General features: G+C 66.7%; 17 protein-coding genes. 9 read left to right on the plus strand and 8 right to left on the minus strand.

What is annotated here, in order from left to right; all coding sequences use genetic code 11:
* Positions 1-41: 41 nt before the first annotated feature.
* Both ACFQ9K_RS01025 and ACFQ9K_RS01030 read left to right on the plus strand, forming a co-directional pair.
* Positions 42-683 (plus strand): hypothetical protein, encoded by a 642-nt coding sequence (locus tag ACFQ9K_RS01025; protein ID WP_378717230.1) that lies wholly within the window; start codon positions 42-44, stop codon positions 681-683.
* A gap of 64 nt (positions 684-747) precedes the next feature.
* On the plus strand, positions 748-1,146 hold the full coding sequence (locus tag ACFQ9K_RS01030; RefSeq protein ID WP_378717229.1) for a DUF4870 domain-containing protein: 399 nt from the start codon (positions 748-750) through the stop codon (positions 1,144-1,146).
* Positions 1,147-1,325: 179 nt separating this feature from the next.
* On the opposite strand, the gene ACFQ9K_RS01035 is transcribed toward ACFQ9K_RS01030, so the two are convergent.
* On the minus strand, positions 1,326-1,583 hold the full coding sequence (locus ACFQ9K_RS01035) for a hypothetical protein (protein WP_378717228.1): 258 nt from the start codon (positions 1,581-1,583) through the stop codon (positions 1,326-1,328).
* A gap of 170 nt (positions 1,584-1,753) precedes the next feature.
* On the opposite strand from ACFQ9K_RS01035, the gene ACFQ9K_RS01040 reads away from it, so the two are divergent.
* Positions 1,754-1,933, plus strand: a complete 180-nt coding sequence (locus tag ACFQ9K_RS01040; protein WP_378717227.1) for a hypothetical protein — start codon at positions 1,754-1,756, stop codon at positions 1,931-1,933.
* 208 nt (positions 1,934-2,141) lie between these two features.
* Entirely contained in the window at positions 2,142-2,630 is a 489-nt protein-coding gene (locus tag ACFQ9K_RS01045; protein ID WP_378717225.1) for a MarR family winged helix-turn-helix transcriptional regulator, read from the plus strand.
* Between the two features lie 102 nt (positions 2,631-2,732).
* Here ACFQ9K_RS01045 and ACFQ9K_RS01050 read toward each other — a convergent pair whose 3' ends face one another.
* The 3 genes from ACFQ9K_RS01050 to ACFQ9K_RS01060 all read right to left on the minus strand — a co-directional run bounded on the left by ACFQ9K_RS01050 (position 2,733) and on the right by ACFQ9K_RS01060 (position 4,896).
* A complete protein-coding gene (locus tag ACFQ9K_RS01050; RefSeq protein WP_378717223.1) occupies positions 2,733-3,104 on the minus strand; it encodes a peptidase inhibitor family I36 protein in 372 nt (123 codons plus the stop codon).
* Between the two features lie 160 nt (positions 3,105-3,264).
* The gene (locus ACFQ9K_RS01055) at positions 3,265-3,840 is read right to left on the minus strand and encodes a dihydrofolate reductase family protein (RefSeq protein ID WP_378717221.1); all 576 of its coding nucleotides are present in this window, start codon (positions 3,838-3,840) and stop codon (positions 3,265-3,267) included.
* 165 nt (positions 3,841-4,005) lie between these two features.
* A complete protein-coding gene (locus tag ACFQ9K_RS01060; RefSeq protein ID WP_378717219.1) occupies positions 4,006-4,896 on the minus strand; it encodes a LysR family transcriptional regulator in 891 nt (296 codons plus the stop codon).
* A 326-nt stretch (positions 4,897-5,222) separates the two neighbouring features.
* Here ACFQ9K_RS01060 and ACFQ9K_RS01065 point away from each other — a divergent pair, with 326 nt between their 5' ends.
* Positions 5,223-5,609 (plus strand): DUF4189 domain-containing protein, encoded by a 387-nt coding sequence (locus tag ACFQ9K_RS01065; protein WP_378717218.1) that lies wholly within the window; start codon positions 5,223-5,225, stop codon positions 5,607-5,609.
* Positions 5,610-5,631: 22 nt separating this feature from the next.
* Complete coding sequence (locus ACFQ9K_RS01070; protein ID WP_378717216.1) at positions 5,632-6,360, plus strand: TetR/AcrR family transcriptional regulator; 729 nt, start codon at positions 5,632-5,634, stop codon at positions 6,358-6,360.
* Positions 6,361-6,402: 42 nt separating this feature from the next.
* Here the strand turns inward: ACFQ9K_RS01070 and ACFQ9K_RS01075 are convergent, their stop codons facing one another.
* Positions 6,403-6,630 carry a hypothetical protein gene (locus tag ACFQ9K_RS01075; RefSeq protein ID WP_378717240.1) on the minus strand — a complete coding sequence of 76 codons (228 nt, stop codon included), beginning with the start codon at positions 6,628-6,630 and terminating at the stop codon, positions 6,403-6,405.
* Here ACFQ9K_RS01075 and ACFQ9K_RS01080 point away from each other — a divergent pair.
* A complete protein-coding gene (locus tag ACFQ9K_RS01080; RefSeq protein ID WP_378717215.1) occupies positions 6,595-9,294 on the plus strand; it encodes a hypothetical protein in 2,700 nt (899 codons plus the stop codon). The two genes, ACFQ9K_RS01075 and ACFQ9K_RS01080, sit on opposite strands and share 36 nt — an antisense overlap.
* Positions 9,295-9,442: 148 nt before the next feature.
* On the opposite strand, the gene ACFQ9K_RS01085 is transcribed toward ACFQ9K_RS01080, so the two are convergent.
* Entirely contained in the window at positions 9,443-9,991 is a 549-nt protein-coding gene (locus ACFQ9K_RS01085; protein WP_378717214.1) for a cupin domain-containing protein, read from the minus strand.
* Positions 9,992-10,096: 105 nt separating this feature from the next.
* Between ACFQ9K_RS01085 and ACFQ9K_RS01090 the strand changes: the two genes are divergently transcribed.
* The gene (locus tag ACFQ9K_RS01090) at positions 10,097-10,657 is read left to right on the plus strand and encodes a TetR/AcrR family transcriptional regulator (protein ID WP_378717213.1); all 561 of its coding nucleotides are present in this window, start codon (positions 10,097-10,099) and stop codon (positions 10,655-10,657) included.
* A 12-nt stretch (positions 10,658-10,669) separates the two neighbouring features.
* On the opposite strand, the gene ACFQ9K_RS01095 is transcribed toward ACFQ9K_RS01090, so the two are convergent.
* Both ACFQ9K_RS01095 and ACFQ9K_RS01100 read right to left on the minus strand, forming a co-directional pair.
* The gene (locus tag ACFQ9K_RS01095) at positions 10,670-11,227 is read right to left on the minus strand and encodes a hypothetical protein (protein ID WP_378717211.1); all 558 of its coding nucleotides are present in this window, start codon (positions 11,225-11,227) and stop codon (positions 10,670-10,672) included.
* 203 nt (positions 11,228-11,430) lie between these two features.
* Positions 11,431-12,000 carry a TetR/AcrR family transcriptional regulator gene (locus ACFQ9K_RS01100; RefSeq protein ID WP_378717209.1) on the minus strand — a complete coding sequence of 190 codons (570 nt, stop codon included), beginning with the start codon at positions 11,998-12,000 and terminating at the stop codon, positions 11,431-11,433.
* 286 nt (positions 12,001-12,286) lie between these two features.
* On the opposite strand from ACFQ9K_RS01100, the gene ACFQ9K_RS01105 reads away from it, so the two are divergent.
* Positions 12,287-12,976, plus strand: coding sequence for a cutinase family protein (locus ACFQ9K_RS01105; protein WP_378717208.1), 690 nt, complete (start codon positions 12,287-12,289; stop codon positions 12,974-12,976).
* The last annotated feature ends 156 nt before the right edge of the window (positions 12,977-13,132 follow it).

The raw sequence follows: 13,132 nt of genomic DNA on the forward strand, positions 1-13,132 counted from the left end.
CCGGTACGGTGGGCGCCGTCGAGATCGATGAGGAGCCGGTCGTGTCGGATACGTTTGTCGTTGCTGCCCGAATTCCCATGGAGCGAGCGGCATTCGAGCGGTGGCTGGAGACGCCGGCCCCGGGGCCGGAGGTGATCGAGAACCACGGTGCGATGTATGACGGGTGGTTCTGGGACGGGAAGTCGCCGGATTGGCGGCTGGCCGAGCAGGGGGTGACGCCACGGGAGTATTTCGCCGACTGCTTCGGGGCGGACACCGGCGGACTGACATATGTACTGCGGTATCGGGAGGGGGCGCTGGAGGCCTACCTGATGCACTTCGGGTTCTGTGAGTCGAATATCTATACCGCGCTGGTGCTGCTCGCCGCGGCGGGGCGGTCGAGTTCCGCCGAGGTGCCGAGCACGGTGTTGTTCTGGGCCGAGACCAGCGGGTCGATGTTCGCGGCGGATTCGGACGCATGGCTGGCGACGCTGTCCGTGGGCGTCGACGGGGCGCGGTTCGCCGCCGATCTCGATCTGGCGGCGCCGATCGCCGCGTTGCGGCCCGCCGAGGCCGACTACTTCGATCTGCTGGTCCGGCTGGCCGAGGTGGAGGAATCGGTTGGTGCGGAGGGCAAGTCGAGCTTTGCCGCGATCGCCCGCGACCCCCGGTATGTGGACGCCGCGGTCCTGGCGGGCAGCTGAGCCGTATCGGTCCGCTCGGAAAACCTGGGATCGGTAGGCGGCGCGCCCGGCATCTACTTACCCCATGACATCTTCTCAACCGCATACGAACCAACCGCGACCCGCCGGCCTGGACAAGAAGACCGGCGCGATCCTGTCCTACGCGCTGGGGTGGCTCACCGGGATCATCTTCCTGTTCGTGGGAAAACACGACCCGGACGTGAGATTCCATGCCGCGCAATCGATCGTCTTCTTCGGCGCGGTCTCGGTGCTCAACATCGTCCTGAGCATCGTCGGCTCGCTGCTCGGCGCCCTGGGGGTCATCTTCAGCCTTGCCGGACTCGCGCTGTCGATCTTCACCCTGGTCGTCTGGATCATGGCCATGGTCCGGGCGAACCGCACCGGCGGGTTCCGCGCGCAGCTCCCCGTCGTCGGAAAGTTCATCGCTCCCTACGCCGACCGGTTGGCCGACTCGGTCAAGTAGCGGCACGTCCGAAGTCATCAGTCCGAAGATCAACGGCCCGAGGCTGTCTCGGGTCGTTGATCGAGTTCGCCACCGAAACTATGGTCTCGCGCGGTGAGTCCCGCTGGGCTACCATTGATCTCGTGACCCAGCTTTAGGTTCCGTTCCGCCGCCTGTACCTGATCACCCGTGCCGATCTATCACCGGGGATACAGGTCGCGCAGGTAACACACGCCGCCTTCGACTTTGCCCGCGCGCATCCAGACGTGTTCGCAGGCTGGCACGCCACCTCGAATGTCTTGGTGGTACTCAACACAACTGACGAACTGTCCCTTGGTTGGCTGTGCGCCGACGCCGCAGCGGCAGGCCACCGGCTGGTCCGGGTGCATGAACCCGATCTCGGTGGTGCGTTGACCGCCGCCGCGTTCGAACCGGCCGCCCGCCGGCTGGTCGCCCACCTCCCTCTCGCCTTCACCGAACGAGGGGAGGTGAAATCATGACTATCTCCAACGACACTTAGCCGAGCGACCTGCGCGCTCAGCTCGTCGAACTCGTCGCCGAGCGGGACGCGCTGCGCGCCCAGCTCGCCGGGGACCTGCCTACGGCCACCCGCTGGCTGCAGCGCAAGGTGTGGCGGCAGGCCGCCGCGCTCGACGTGCTGAACCGCCGCGTCGTCACGCAACGGTTCGTGCTGCGGACGCTCGACCAGCTCGGGCGATCCCTGACCTCGGACGAGTACCGAGCCGCCAGGGCCGCGATCGCGAACGCGGAACTGCGCGACCGGATCGACGATCCGGACGCGGCCTGATCGGTCATCCTGGGGTGGCCGGCAGTGCCGCGGCCACCCCTCCGCCCCAGTAGCTCGACGGCCGAGCAGCCGCCTCTAAAGCGGCCGGTAGCGGGTTCGATTCCCGCCTGGGGCACCAGCGTTCGCGCGACCCTCCGTCAGCGGTGGTTCGGCCGACGTGTTATCCGCTGGCGCGGTGGCACTATCGCCCGGTTGCTACTGTGAGTTCATGGCGAACCCGCCGCTGGACTCGCGCGCAGTCTTCCTGTTGTCGCAAATCGGTCATCACGTGGCGTACCGGTTCACCGAGCGGCTGGCGCGATTGGATCTCGATCCGGCGCACTTCGCCGTCCTCGGCCACCTGGCCGTTGCGGATGGACGCAGCCAGCAGGAACTCGCGGATCTGCTGCGCGTGCACCGCAACGCGATGGTCGGACTGGTCGACGAGCTGGAGGAGCGCGCACTGGTGGCTCGGCGCCAGCATCCGGACGACCGCCGCGCCCACGCGGTCCATCTCACCGATCACGCGCGCGACGTGCTCGGCGCGGTCCACGCGGAGGCCGACGCACTGGAATCGGAGATCCTCGCCCCGCTCGACGAAGCCGAACGAATACTGTTCCGCCCCTTGCTCCAGCGCATCGCCGCCCACGCCGACCTCCCCGCGGGCATACACCCGGGACTGCAACGGCGACGCCGGGCCCGGCGCGAACCTCGATGAACCGGCCTTGCGCTGTGCTGGTCTATAGCCACGAAAAGCGCCCCGCCCAGCGGCTTTCGCTGGGTGGGGCGGTTATCTGTCTACGTAGGCCGTGCTTCCGGGTCAGGCGGCCCCCTTCACCGAATGCACCTGAACGGCGACATCGGCCGGAATATTGAGCTGTTGACCGGGCCCGCTCCGGAAGATGATGCCGCCGCGATAGTTGTACTCGGTGAACCCATCCCAGTATCGGTCGGTGCGATTCCACTTCGAATAGGCTTGGCCGTCGATGTTCTGCAGGCGCAGATCGGTGGAGCCTAGGCGGAAGTACGCGATTCGCCCGCCCCCGTTGGGCGCGCTGAAGAGGCAGAAATTCCCATTCGGGCAGCGGGCGTATCCGGTGGCGTCTTGCGCGGGGTCCGCTTGGGCGGGGGAGGCCAGACCGGATATACCTAGCACCAGCAGCGCCGCCGCGCCGAGTACGCGTAGTCTCATCGTCTTCTCCTTCGTCTCCAGATCCCCTGTGCAACAGGAGATTTAGTGAGTCAAAGGTATAAGTCGGCCGATATCGTCGGCGTATCGAGAATTGCATACACGCTGACAACAACTCGTCGCCGACAATGCCCGCCCGCGGTCGCGGGCGGGCGGGCGCGGGTCAGCGCACGACGTCGTAGACGAGCTTGGCCACACCGTTGGCGTAGGTGGCCGAATCACGCAGGCGCAGTTGCGTTTTGTCTCGGTCGGAACGGCTGAACAGACCCTTGCCCGCACCCAGCAGGACCGGGAAGACGAGCAGGTTGTACCGGTCGATGAGGTCGGCGTCGGCGAGGCGGCGGGCAAGTTCGGCGCTGCCGTGGATGAAGATGGCGCCGCCCTCGGTCTGCTTGAGCTTCGCCACGTCCTCGGTGCTGCGCAGGATGGTGGTCGGACCCCAGCCGTCGAGCAGATCGGACTCGGTGAGGGCGGTGGACAGGACGTACTTGGGCAGCTCCTTGTACGCGACGTGATCGTCGGACTCGCGCCAGTACGGGGCGAACGCCTCGTAGCTGCGGCGGCCGAACAACAGCGCGGTGTGGTCGGCGAGTTCGTCGGTCTTGAGGGAGTAGGCCTCCGGGACGAAATCGGTGGCCATCACCCAGCCGCCGCTGCGATGACCTTCTTCCTTGCCGCCTGGCGAGTCCACGACGCCGTCCAGCGACATGAACCCCGTGTACACCAATTCGCGTGGCACAATTCCTCCTGAAATCTCATGGTCGAATCCGCTGATCTCTGCTGCGGTGCAGTCCAGCATTGTCAGTCGAAATCTTTGCGGCAAGCGGCGTTTCGGCAACGCTCCGCTAAGCGCGAGTTAACGCTTAGCCGCACTCAACGCTGCGTTTACCGAAGGCGGCGGTCACTACGATTCGGCCACCTCGGCGACGGCTTCCAGGAAGGGGTCCACCAGCGGATTCTTGCGCCCGGTCGGCCACATCAGGCCGTATTCGATCGGCCGCGCGTCGTGAATCGGGACGAAGACCATGCCGGGGCGGGAGTGGAAGTCGCGGGCGCGCAGCGAGACGGTGCTGACGCCGACGCCCTGGCTGACGTGCACCAGTACCTCGGGCCAGAAGTTCGTGGCCGGGCCCTGCGGTATCGGCCGTCCGGCGGGGGTGTGCCGCGGGTAGTACTCGTCCATCCAGTAGCGCGGCACGTGTTCGTCGGCGATGGTGACCAGTGTCGCGTCGGCCATGTCCTCCATCGATACCGATTCCCGCGTGGCGAACGGATGACCGCCGGGCACCATCAGCGCCCGTGGCTCGGCGAAGACGATCGGCCCGGTGGTGATGTCGGGCTCGTTGATGGGGAATTCGGTGAGCTGCAAATCCACCGCGCCCGAACGCATTCGGCCGAGCGGATCGATCAGCTGGATCTCCTCGATGTCGATCCCGGTGTTCGGGTACCGCTCTTGGACGACCGCCGCGGCGCGCACCAGCAGGTTTCCGCTCCAGGGCGCGGAGAAACCCACGGTGATGGTCTGGGTGATCGAACCGCCCTGGCTCGCCGCGCGCACGCTGGCCGAGATCTGGTCGTAGGCCGGCCGCAGTTCATCCCGCAACTGCTTGCCCAACGGCGTGAGCCGCACAATCCGGCTGTTGCGCTCGAACAGCGGCGCCCCGATCCGCCGCTCCAGCTTGGCGATCGTCTGGCTGATTCGGCTGGTCGTCACGTGCAGTCGCTCGGCCGTTCGCCCGAAGTGCAATTCCTCGGCAAGGGTGAGAAATGCCTCGAGTTCGAGACGTTCCAGCATCGATATCCTCAGTTCGTGAAGCGGCGCTCAACGTAGCATGCGCGAATCAGGACTTGACAACACCAACGCGCACGCTCCGATTCCGCAGGATCGTCGGGTCACCGAGCCGAGCACGGGGCGATCAGCAACGGCCTACGCTGCTCCGCGCTGTTGTCACGCAGCCTCGTCGCTTGTCCTGGACCGTGGTGCCGCATCGGCCCCGGTATGTGTCTGTCCAACTCGAGTCTTGAACATGTTCAAATCGATGCCGCATACTGTGCTCACCGATGTTTTGAACGTGTTCAAGGGAGTGGATTCGCGTGACCGTTTGGTCCAAAGCTGCCGTCGTGGCAGTCGGCTCGGTGCTGGCCGTTTTCAGCGCCACCGGATCGGCTCATGCCGATAACGACATCTACGGCGCGATCGCGATGTCCGCGAGCACCACAGCGGTGGCGGGCGTCACCGCCGCGAATGACTCCGACGCACAGGACGATGCCTTGACGCTCTGCGGGTTCGCCGACTGCCGGATCATCGCGACCTTCATCAACCGTTGCGCCGCGGTCGCGCGCGGCGTCGACGACCACGTCGCCGTCGGTATCGGCTCCACGGAGGTGGAGGCAGCGCAGCAGGCAATGGTAAAGGCCATGAGCGCTCCGCCGTTCCCGGATCCGGGTAGTGCCGCCCCGCGCCCCGGACGGGTTGCCTTCACCATGTGCACCGATAACCCCTACTGAACTGTCGGATAACGTGGCAGGCATGACGGACAACGTAGCGGCGCCGAAGGGCGCCGCTACCCGCATGCACATCCTCGAAACGGCGCTGCGATTGTTCGAGGAGCGCGGCTACGCCAAGACCACGATGCGGGCCATCGCCCAGGAGGCGGGAGTCTCGGTGGGCAACGCGTACTACTACTTCGCCTCCAAAGAGCATCTGATCCAAGGCTTCTACGACCGCATCATCGCCGACCATCAGCACGTCGCTCAGGCGGCGCTCGCCGCGGAGCCCGATATGGCCGCACGCCTGGGGTTGGTGATGCGGACATGGCTGGACGTGGCGACGCCTTATCGCGAGTTCGGCGCGCAGCTGTTCATCACCGCTGCCGACCCGGACAGCCCGCTCAGCCCATTCTCCGAAGAAAGCGCTGCCGCAAGGGAACTCGCGATCAGTATTTGCGCGGAGGCCGTCAACGGCGCCACCACTCGCGTCGATCCGAAGCTTCGGGATGTGCTGCCCGAACTCGCGTGGCTCGCCGAAATGGGGCTCGTTCTGTATTGGGTGCACGACCGGTCACCCGGTTGCCTCGACAGTTACCGCCTCGTCGACCGCCTCGTCCCGTTCGTTCGTCGGACCCTCGCCCTCAGCCGTATCCCCGTCCTCCGCTCGGCCATTCGTGAAGCCGCCGACATCGCCCACGAGTTCGGACTCCGCCGGGCCGCCGCCGATCCGTCAGTCCATGCGGGCCCGCACGACAAGGACGTCGGCTGAACCGGTTGAGTACGCCGGCTCGGCCGTACTGGAGGGTCCCGGTCAATTTGTCTTCTTGATCGGTATTTCGAAGGGATCGATATTACCATCGTAGCCGTGGGGAGAAGGCTTGCGTTGATTATCGGCTCCGAATGCGATGCGCTTGTCCACCTCGGCTTTCCAGCTCGTTTGGCCACGGAAGTCGCTGCTGCCCTTGCTGATTCCGGTGGATGGCGGCCTGCCGTACCCGGCGGTATGACAATAGTGAATCCGACCGTTCGGAATCTCCAAGCAACATTGCGCTCGGCATTCCAGTCCGCGGGGCAGCAAGCAGCAACGTTGCTGTTGTGGTTTATCGGGCACGGTCTCAGCGTCAATGGCGACTATTATTTCCTGGCCCGTGATTCGCTCGAATCGGACGCAGACGGCGGGCCGATTCTGGACTCGCAGTACGCCGTTCACCTCGCCCAGACCCTCAAGGAACGGATCAGCGGTTCGCCCGGGCTGGACGGTCTCCTGGTCGTGGTGGACAGTTGCGAGGCCGCGGCGGCAGCAGACGCGGGGGCACGCGGTTGGCCGGCCCTCGTCCGGCAGATGTCCGGCCGGGTGGACCTGCTGGTCGCCAGCGACGACGGCAACGCCTACGACGGATGCTTCACCCGCACCATGCTCGCGACGTTCCGCAGCGGAATCCCCACCAGCGGTGAGAATTTGCTGTTCGCGGATCTGCTGGTGCCGGTAGCGCGAGCCTGTGCGCGGCAGCAGCCGCAGCACTTCTCCTTCGCCGCCGGCGCGCCCGCTTCGGTCGCCGATCAGGGATTGTGGCTGGTACCCAATGTGACTCGGGCTCGGGACGCGGTGCGCGACCGTCCCGACGCCGGCACCGTCGACGAACTCGTTCGTGGACTGCATGTCACCAAGGCGCTGCGTAGCCAGGTGAACGCCGTGACCGAGCACGGCTACGAACGCCTGCGAATGCTCCTCGGACCGGGCGGCAGCGGCAAATCCACCGCCGTCGCCCTGCTGGTGCGCCCCGACCTGCTCGGCCTCGAAACCGCGATCAGCGCAGCGCATATCGGCGCCGCCGTCTTCCTCACCGGCACCAGTACGCTGCGATCGGTAACCGAGGAACTCGCGATCCAGCTCGAACGCCGAGTCGCGGTGCTCGGCACCGCGGGTGAGATCGAACCGGTGGCGGCTGTCGTCCCTGTCGAATACCCGAGGGTGGCAGCAAGATTGGCCCGCGCGCTCGTGACACTGGGCGAAACAGGACGCACTACAACGCTTCTCATCGACGGACTCGATCTGCCGACCGAACACGGCCACCGCGATGAACTGTGGACCGCGATCGAGACGTTGACCAGCCACGCGGACTTCGCGCATGTCCGCGTAATCGGCACTGCCCGTGGCGATGCCGACGCCGCCCTGCCGTCGGCCCTGCGCATGTGGCGCTTCGAGCTCCCGATGCCGAGTGTGGCCGACGTCGGTGCCTACTTGTTGCGGCACGCGCGAGACGAACACGGCGACCCGTGGCCGAGAGCCCGAGTCGAGCGCGCACTCACCGCCGTCGACCCCGGCGTCCCGGCCGGCGCGCCGTGGCCGGACCGCCCGTGGCGCGCGGTGGCCGGGTGGCTGCACGCCCGGTTGATCGTGCAGGTCGACCGGTACCTCGCGGACAGCGACTTCACCGCGGGTCTATCCATCGACTCCCTGGTTCGGCATCGACTTGGGCACCTGCAGTGGTCGCTGACCGGGGCGCGCGCGGAGGCGGTCGGGTTGCTGATCACCGTCGTGGTCGCCGCGGAAGCCGGACCGGTCCTGCCGATCGACGTCGTCCGGCGCGCAGTGCAGGAGCTCGGCGCGCCCACCATCGATGCGGCGCAGGTACGCGATTCGGCGGTCGGTCTCGGCGCGCTGATCGCCCGGCGTCGCCCCGGTTCGACCGGCGAGCATCTCGGCGTTGCCCACCCGGCATTGAAAGATCCACTGCGCAAAGCGAATCCGCGCAAAGACAGCTCGAGTGTCCGGGCGCATCGGGCGATCATCGCCGCGCTCGGTCAGAGCGGCACCGCCGAAGCCGCCGCATATCGGGAAGTCGCCGCCATCCGGCACTACCTCGGAGCGGGCGACCCGGTCGGCGCGTTCGCCGCACTGTACGCGTTGCCCTCGGCGTCCCTGGCGGAGCGGATCGAGTTGTGGGAGGCGTGGCTGCCCAACTTCATCGCTCGCCTCGGCCCCGATCACCCGGAGACCCGTCGGGTGCGCGACACCATCGCGAAATGGCGGACTCCGCCCGATCGCCCTGCGGTCGGCAGCCGGCGCCGCGTTCCCCGCACCCTGATCGGCGCGGTGATCATCGCCATCGTGCTGGGGTTGTGGGGCACCTGTTCGCGGATGACACCCCCGCCCGCCGAGATCGCCGCCACCGGCACCATCGTCTTCACCACCCCGCCAACGGATTCCGCGACGGACGAGCCCGAACAGCTTCCGCCGGGCCCGAAGCCCGAGCCGACCCGCACCGGACAGCCGCGGTCGAATGTTCCGACCGCGGCCGCACCCACGATTGCGTCTACCGTCGAAACGACCACCAGCACAGCGAAAGTCGTTCCGATCCCGATTGTCACCTCGAGCACGACGCCAAAGCCGGCCTGCACCCCGTACAGCACCGCGGTCTACTACGGTGACGTCCAGTACGGGAAGGCAGTCAAGAAATACATCCCCTTCGCTTACATGGAGTGCGACAACCTGGCCGTGGTGCAACTCGACGACGGCATGAACAACAAGGCCTTCTCCATCCTCGACGGCGAATGCCCACCGCCCCAGGGGAAGACCGAATGCTACCTGCGGGTGATATTCCACCCACCCGACGCCGGCCAGTTCGACGCCACGCTGAAGATCAATCAGAAGAACGGCAACCCACGTCTGAAGATCACACTGCACGGCACCGGGACATAGCGCCCTGCGCGGACAGCGGGCGTGCCGGTAACGCGTTCGCTGGTGTTCCAGCCGATCCTCGGCGATGTGAACGCTACGTTGGTTCGCGTTGGCAGTGCGACTTTCGTTGTCCAACAACCATTTTCGCCCTGGCTACTTCGGCGGCGGACTAGGCAGGCCGGGCGCGATCGGCGCCGATGGCGACGCCGACGATCATGCAGGGTTCGGTGCCGTGGTTGCGCCAGGCATGGCGGGTGCCGTTCTGGACGACTACGTCGCCCGCGCGCAGCGCTCGCTGCTCGCCGTCATCGACCTCCAGCGTGACCTCGCCCGAGACCACCAGCACGTAGTCGATGCTGTCGGTGGTGTGCATCCCGGCGCCGTCGGGCTCCTGGACCGCCATCGCGCCCGGCATTTGCCGTTCCAGCGCTTCCAGTGCCGAGGCCAGATCTAGGTCGGCGGGTACGGCCGGCTCGCCGGGCGGGATCGTGTTGATCATGAAGCGCGACCCGTCGCGAGGTGGGTACCACGCCTCGGCGCCGCGGGGCGAGCCGTCGTCGGGGAAGGTGGGGTGCTCGTCTCTGCCCCAGAGCTGATAGGCGGCGAAGCCGGGCAGGAGATCGGTGGTGATGGCCTCGACCTCACCGTCCTCGACCACGCGGGACTTGCCGTCGCGGTCGTGCCCGGTGACGACGCGCCGAATCTTCGGGTGTTCCATCAGATCGCTCCTCAGTACGGCACCGTATGGATACGGTTGCGTATGGATACGCCACCGTATCTTGCCGGGTGATCGTCGTCAATACGCTGGCGTATCCTCTTCCTCGTGGGCAACGAGTCGACCAGGCTGTCCGCCCAGGACTGGGCGCTGGCCGCGCTGAAAGCGATCGCGGTCGGCGGGTTGGCCGCGGTCGCGGTCGAACCGCTGGCGCGGACCCTCGGCGTGACCAAGGGCAGTTTCTACGCGCATTACCGGAACCGGGACGAGCTGATCGAAGCCGCACTCGCGGAGTGGGTTCGCAGCCACGGCGACGGAGGTCTCGCCGCCTACGCCGCCATCGCCGATCCGGAACAGCGGCTTCGTGAGTTGCTCACCACCGTCGTGCAAGCCGTCCAGCCGCTGGCGCCGTCGGTACATCTGAGTCTGCTCGGCGACCGCAACGATCCTCGGGTCCGGGACGCGGTGCGTCAGGTGAACAACGCCAGGCTGGAACTGATGACGCGCACCTACCGTGAACTCGGCCTCCCGCCGGAGCGCGCGGCACATCGGGCGCGGATCGCCTACGCGGCCATCCTCGGCCTGCTGCACCTGGCGCAAACCGACGGGGACGCGCCACGCGCCGACCTGCTCTCCGCCGAAGCGGCCGCGGTTTTTCTGTCGCTCTGAGGCCGATCCGCGTCAGCGCAACGACGTTGACCTCGGCCGTCCGAGCCGGATCGCCGAGACGAGGAAGAAGATTCCACCCAGGACGGCGTAGCCGGCCACGGTGGACAGGGACGCGTTCGCCCCGGCCGCGCTGATGATGAAGTTCGCCCCGGCCAGTACGGAAATGCCACCGCTCAGGATCATCGGCCACTGGCCGCCCAGCTCGCGGCGGGTGAGGGCCACGATCAACTGGACCAGGCCGGCGACGATCGCCCAGACGCCCCACACCCGCAGCACGGCCGGAATGCCGGAAGTCGCGGCGATGCCGACGCCGATGGTGGCCAGCAGGCTGATCGCGATATTCACGGACAAACCGCGTATCGAACTGCCGCTTCCGGCCGTGCGCGAGTCCACGATGGCCGAACCCGCGTCGAACAGTGGGTACACGACAATCAGGGCCGCGCCGGCCGCCCCCAAACCCGATTTGGTGGTCAGGAACACCAGCACCGCCCACGCGATGGCGAACGCGAACCGCGTGAAGTACAACCGGCGCAGAGCCGGTGCTGCGGCGGGCAAGTCGACAGTAGTCATCATGGTTCCCTTCGAGGCTATGGGGCAGATCCTCATCGAGACCGAACGTTCTATCTCGTCTGAGCATAATGACCGTGCGACCTCTTGTCAAGAAAGAACGTTCGGTCTACCTGATGCTTAGCGCGGGGATGCTGAACCCGAGAGGGGATTCTGGGCGTTCTCAGAGCGACGCGGCAGGGCTGAATGCAGTGCTCACGGCGCGCTTACTTCGCCGAGGCGGCGTCGCGGAACCGCAGTATTCCATCGACCCCGCGTAGGAATGTTTCGCAGACCTCGGCCGGGTCCGATAGGCAGCCCGACGCCATCGCGCCGTCCCGCAGCATCACGAAATGCCGGCCCGCAGGCTCCGGCGGGGTCCCACCGACTCGCGCGAGCAGGTCTGTAATGGTGCCCAGGAACCACTCCCGATGCTCGCGCACGGCTCGGCGCACGGGATGCGCCGGATCCGGATACTCCGCCGCCGCATTGAGAAAGGCGCAGCCGCGGAAGTGGGTTGACCGGATGCCCTCGGCGATCGAGTCGGCGATGGCCCGCAGGGCGTCGACCGCGGGCAACTCGTCGGCGAGGATCTTGTCGATACCCTCGCGCTCCATCTGGTGCACACCCTGCAAATAGGCGACGACCAGGTCTTCCTTGCCGGGAAAATGACGGTACAGCGTGGCCCGCGTAACCTGCGCCTCGGCGACGATCCGATCGATTCCCACGGAGTGCAGACCCTCCGCGTAGAAGAGCCGCGTCGCCGTCGCGAGCAGCCGCGACCGCGCTTCCGACACTTGACCCCCAGCTTTACGCGCCATCCCATCAAGGTTAGCAGATAGAACGGTCTGTATCTCGAAGGGATTCGCTGGTGGAGACGCCAGCAGGGGAGGGTGTCGACCGCCCCACGACGCCGCTGCGCATCGATGCCGGGCTGCGCTGCGCGGCAGTGCACTCGCGTTGTGCCAGATGCGCATCTCGACTCTCCGCACTAGTGAGGCGTCCAGAAACCCGCCCGGTACAGGTCGCTCTGCCTATGTCCCACCTACCGTTCGCCGCAGGGTTCGAACGAGAGGCAGACGCATGACAATGGTGGGATCGGGCCGGCCAGCGATATCGGCGGCGGTCGTCACGGCGCTGGCCGGCTTGGCGGTGGTAACCGGGGCGAGCGCGATCGGGGCAGGCACTGCGGTAGCGGCGGGATGCGCTGACATTCACGTGGTTTCGGCTCGCGGCACCAATGAACCCGGCGGCGCCTGGAGCAAGGAGAAGCTGGGAACCGTCGTCGGAAATCCGGTGTACTCGGCCATCGCCGACGCCTTGACGGCCAAGACCGACGCGTACCGGGTGGCATATCCGGCCGATCTGAACCAGCCGGCCTCGGTACAGGCCGGAAACCGCGACCTGGTCGCGCACGTGGTGGCCCAGGCCGCCGCATGTCCGGAACAGCGCTTCGTGCTCCTCGGCTACTCCCAGGGTGCGAACGTGGTCGACAATTCGATCGGAATCAGCAGTGCCGGCGCCAAGGTCGGAGGCCCCATCGTCGCGACCCTGCCCGCCCAGCTGACGCCGCGGATCGCGGCGGTGCTGCTGTTCGGCAACCCCATTCGCGGAGTGGGCAGATCGGTCACCGGCGTCTACGCCGAACGCACCTACGACGTCTGCAATCACAATGATCCGGTGTGCGACCCGAACGGATCGGACTGGAACGTGCACCTGAACTACGCCCGGCATGCCTCCGCCGCAGCGCAATTCGTCGCGTCTCACGTCTGATCCAGTGTCCGGGTCGGGCCCGATCTGGGGGCTGTGTTGCCGCCGTGCGCGCTGAGTCAAGCGGCCACGCCGCAGCCCGCTCACCGCGGAGGCGATTGCTCACGGTGGTGAGATGCGTTGAAGGACAATCGATCCGGGTGGGCGGCAGGATTCGGG

It is taken from the genome of Nocardia sp. NPDC056564 (assembly GCF_042793755.1).
In the GTDB taxonomy this organism is placed as follows: Bacteria; Actinomycetota; Actinomycetes; order Mycobacteriales; family Mycobacteriaceae; genus Nocardia.

Coding starts and splice junctions, on each gene's coding strand:
- ACFQ9K_RS01105 (WP_378717208.1), top strand. CDS start 12,287: ATGACAATGGTGGGATCGGGCCGGCCAGCGATATCGGCGGCGGTCGTC.
- ACFQ9K_RS01095 (WP_378717211.1), bottom strand. CDS start 11,227: ATGACTACTGTCGACTTGCCCGCCGCAGCACCGGCTCTGCGCCGGTTG.
- ACFQ9K_RS01080 (WP_378717215.1), top strand. CDS start 6,595: ATGACAATAGTGAATCCGACCGTTCGGAATCTCCAAGCAACATTGCGC.
- ACFQ9K_RS01045 (WP_378717225.1), top strand. CDS start 2,142: ATGGCGAACCCGCCGCTGGACTCGCGCGCAGTCTTCCTGTTGTCGCAA.
- ACFQ9K_RS01050 (WP_378717223.1), bottom strand. CDS start 3,104: ATGAGACTACGCGTACTCGGCGCGGCGGCGCTGCTGGTGCTAGGTATA.
- ACFQ9K_RS01030 (WP_378717229.1), top strand. CDS start 748: ATGACATCTTCTCAACCGCATACGAACCAACCGCGACCCGCCGGCCTG.
- ACFQ9K_RS01085 (WP_378717214.1), bottom strand. CDS start 9,991: ATGGAACACCCGAAGATTCGGCGCGTCGTCACCGGGCACGACCGCGAC.
- ACFQ9K_RS01060 (WP_378717219.1), bottom strand. CDS start 4,896: ATGCTGGAACGTCTCGAACTCGAGGCATTTCTCACCCTTGCCGAGGAA.
- ACFQ9K_RS01070 (WP_378717216.1), top strand. CDS start 5,632: ATGACGGACAACGTAGCGGCGCCGAAGGGCGCCGCTACCCGCATGCAC.